General features: G+C 74.3%; 4 protein-coding genes. All 4 read left to right on the top strand.

Going from position 1 to position 2,895, the window contains the following annotated elements:
* Positions 1 to 183 precede the first annotated feature (183 nt).
* The 4 genes from VR44_RS38120 to VR44_RS38105 all read left to right on the top strand — a co-directional run bounded on the left by VR44_RS38120 (position 184) and on the right by VR44_RS38105 (position 2,863).
* Positions 184 to 648 carry a MarR family winged helix-turn-helix transcriptional regulator gene (locus VR44_RS38120; RefSeq protein WP_045952265.1) on the top strand — a complete coding sequence of 155 codons (465 nt, stop codon included), beginning with the start codon at positions 184 to 186 and terminating at the stop codon, positions 646 to 648.
* A 109-nt stretch (positions 649 to 757) separates the two neighbouring features.
* The gene (gene dhaK / locus VR44_RS38115) at positions 758 to 1,765 is read left to right on the top strand and encodes a dihydroxyacetone kinase subunit DhaK (RefSeq protein WP_045952264.1); all 1,008 of its coding nucleotides are present in this window, start codon (positions 758 to 760) and stop codon (positions 1,763 to 1,765) included.
* 94 nt (positions 1,766 to 1,859) lie between these two features.
* Entirely contained in the window at positions 1,860 to 2,468 is a 609-nt protein-coding gene (gene dhaL, locus VR44_RS38110) for a dihydroxyacetone kinase subunit DhaL (protein ID WP_045952263.1), read from the top strand.
* Complete coding sequence (locus VR44_RS38105) at positions 2,465 to 2,863, top strand: PTS-dependent dihydroxyacetone kinase phosphotransferase subunit DhaM (protein ID WP_045952262.1); 399 nt, start codon at positions 2,465 to 2,467, stop codon at positions 2,861 to 2,863. Before dhaL ends, VR44_RS38105 begins: the two co-directional genes overlap by 4 nt.
* Positions 2,864 to 2,895 lie beyond the last annotated feature (32 nt).

Genomic DNA, 2,895 nt, shown 5'->3' with positions numbered 1-2,895 from the left:
GGCGGGTACGGCCGGTGCCGTGGCCGGGGCCTTCGTCGCGGTGGCGGAGGCGCTGGTCATGGGGGATTCCTTCCGGTCGGGGCGGCCCGAGGGAGCGTTCTCTGAGCAAGTTGTTCAAATTCGAACCGCCGACCCGAGACTAACCATTGATTCAAATTCGAACAACTCGTGTACCCTGGCGCCATGGACGGAACGAGATGGCTGGACGAGCGCGAGATGCGGGCCTGGAGGGGCTTCCTGGCCGCTTCCGCCCTGGTGAACCGGCATCTCGACCAGCAGCTCAAGGACGATTCAGGACTCTCCCACCCCCAGTACGAGATCCTCGTGCGGCTCGCCGCGGCACCCGACGGCGAGCTGCGCATGACGGAACTCGCCAACGGGCTGATCAACTCCAAGAGCGGCCTGACCTACCAGGTCACCCAGATGGAGAAGGCCGGACTGGTCCGGCGCCGCAGCTGCCCCTCCGACGTGCGCGGGGTCTTCGCCGTCCTCACCGACGCCGGCCGGGCCCGGCTGGAGGCGGCGGCGCCCGGCCATGTGACGGCCGTACGGGAGGTCCTCGTCGACGTGCTCACCCCCGCACAGCTCGACGCGCTGGCCGACGGCCTCGGCGAGGTCAGCCGCCGACTGCGGGAGCAGGGCGGCTGACCTGCCGTCCGCTTGGCCGTTCCTCCCCTGATCCGGCGTCCGGCCGTGGTTGACTTCGAAGCCCCGGCCGCGAACGGGGCCGGGGCGCCGCGCCACTTGGGAGGCAGCTTTGAGGATGCTCATCAACTCCGCGGACACCGTGGTCGCCGATGCCCTGCACGGGATGGCGGCGGCACATCCCGAGCTCGACGTCGACGTGGAGCGGCGGGTGGTGCTGCGGCGTGACGCGAAGACCGGCGGCCGGGTCGGCCTGGTCTCCGGCGGCGGCTCCGGGCACGAGCCGCTGCACGGCGGGTTCGTCGGGTACGGGATGCTCTCCGCGGCCTGCCCCGGGGAGGTGTTCACCTCGCCGGTGCCCAACCAGATGCTGCACGCGGCGGCCGGCGTGGACTCCGGACAGGGCGTCCTGTTCATCGTCAAGAACTACACCGGCGACGTGCTCAACTTCCAGATGGCGGCCGAGCTCGCCGAGGAGGACGGCCTGAGCGTGGAGCGCGTCCTCGTCAACGACGACGTCGCCGTCACGGACAGCCTGTACACGGCCGGGCGCCGCGGTACGGGCGCCACCCTGTTCGTGGAGAAGATCGCCGGGGCGGCCGCGGAGGAGGGGGCCCCGCTGGACCGGGTCGCCGCCCTCGCCCGGCAGGTCAACGAGAGCTCGCGCAGCTTCGGCGTCGCCCTCAGCGCCTGCACCACCCCGGCGAAGGGCAGCCCGACCTTCCAGCTCCCCGAGGGCGAGCTGGAACTGGGGATCGGCATCCACGGCGAGCCCGGCCGGGAGCGGCGGGCCATGATGACCGCCCGGGAGATCGCGGACGTGGCCGTGGGCGCCGTACTGGACGGCCTCGCCGAGACGGGCGGCCCGGCGGACGGACCCGTCCTGGCCCTGGTCAACGGCATGGGCGCGACCCCGCTGCTGGAGCTGTACGGGTTCCACGCGGAGGTGGCCCGGATCCTGGCGGCCCGCGGCGTCCCCGTGGCCCGCGCCCTGGTCGGCAACTACGTGACCTCCCTGGACATGGCGGGCTGTTCGGTGACGCTCTGCCGGGCCGACGAGGAGCTCCTGCGGCTCTGGGACGCCCCGGTGCAGACCCCGGCGCTGCGCTGGGGCCGCTGAGGACGCGGGACGGAGACGACGCACGGACCACGGCGCGTCGACCACGGCGTATCGACGACGGACCGACCATGACGGACGAGACGAAAGGATTCAGGTGCGTGACGCAGAGTTCTTCCGGGACTGGCTGGAGGCCGCCGCGGCGGCCGTGGAACGGGAGGCGGACCGGCTGACCGAGCTCGACTCCCCCATCGGCGACGCCGACCACGGCACCAATCTCCTGCGGGGCTTCACGGCCGTCCGGACCGCCCTCGCCGGGGCGGACCCCTCGACGGCACCCGGCGCGCTCCTCCAGCTGGCGGGCCGCACGCTGATCTCCACGGTCGGCGGCGCTTCCGGCCCCCTGTACGGCACGCTGCTGCGCCGCACCGGCAAGGAGCTCGGCGAGGACCCCGAGGTCTCCGACACCGCACTGCACCGGGCCCTGGAGGCCGGGGTGGGCGCGGTGGCCCAGCTGGGCGGGGCGGCGCCGGGCGACAAGACGATGCTGGACGCCCTGACCCCGGGGGTGGCGGCACTCGGCACGTCCTACCGCGCGGCCCGGGACGCGGCGGAGGCGGGCGCCCTGGCGACGGTGCCGATACTGGCCCGCAAGGGCCGGGCGAGCTACCTCGGCGAACGCAGCATCGGCCACCAGGACCCGGGCGCCACCTCCTCGGCCCTGCTCCTGACGGCCCTCGCGGACACGGCGGAGGGGACCTCGTGACCCCGGTCGGCATCGTCCTGGTCTCGCACAGCGCCCAGGTGGCGGAGTCGGTGGCGCAGCTGGCCCGGGGCCTGGCGGCGGGCGGGGCGGTGGCCCCGGTGGCCCCGGCGGGCGGCAGCCCCGACGGCGGCCTGGGCACGAGCGCGGAACTGGTCCTCGCGGCGGCGGCCGCGGTGGACCAGGGGGCCGGGGTGGCCCTGCTCGCGGACCTGGGCAGCTCGGTCCTGACCGTGAAGGCCCTCCTGGAGGACGGCGACCTCCCCCCGAACTCCCGCCTCGTGGACGCCCCGTTCCTGGAGGGCGCGGTGGCGGCGGTGGTCGCCGCCTCGGCGGGCGCTCCCCTGGAAGCCGTCGCGGCGGCGGCCACGGAGGCCTACGACTACCGCAAGACCTGACACGAGCCGCGGCCCGCCGGCCGCGGGGACCT

Origin of the sequence: Streptomyces katrae (genome assembly GCF_000966975.1) — a bacterium.
GTDB classification, from domain to species: Bacteria; Actinomycetota; Actinomycetes; order Streptomycetales; family Streptomycetaceae; genus Streptomyces; species Streptomyces katrae.
Note: the sequence above shows the minus strand (reverse complement) of the source record. Positions and strands in the feature narration are given on the sequence as shown.

Excerpts from the sequence above, each read along its gene's own strand:
- VR44_RS38120 (WP_045952265.1), top strand. The coding sequence starts at position 184 with ATGGACGGAACGAGATGGCTGGACGAGCGCGAGATGCGGGCCTGGAGG.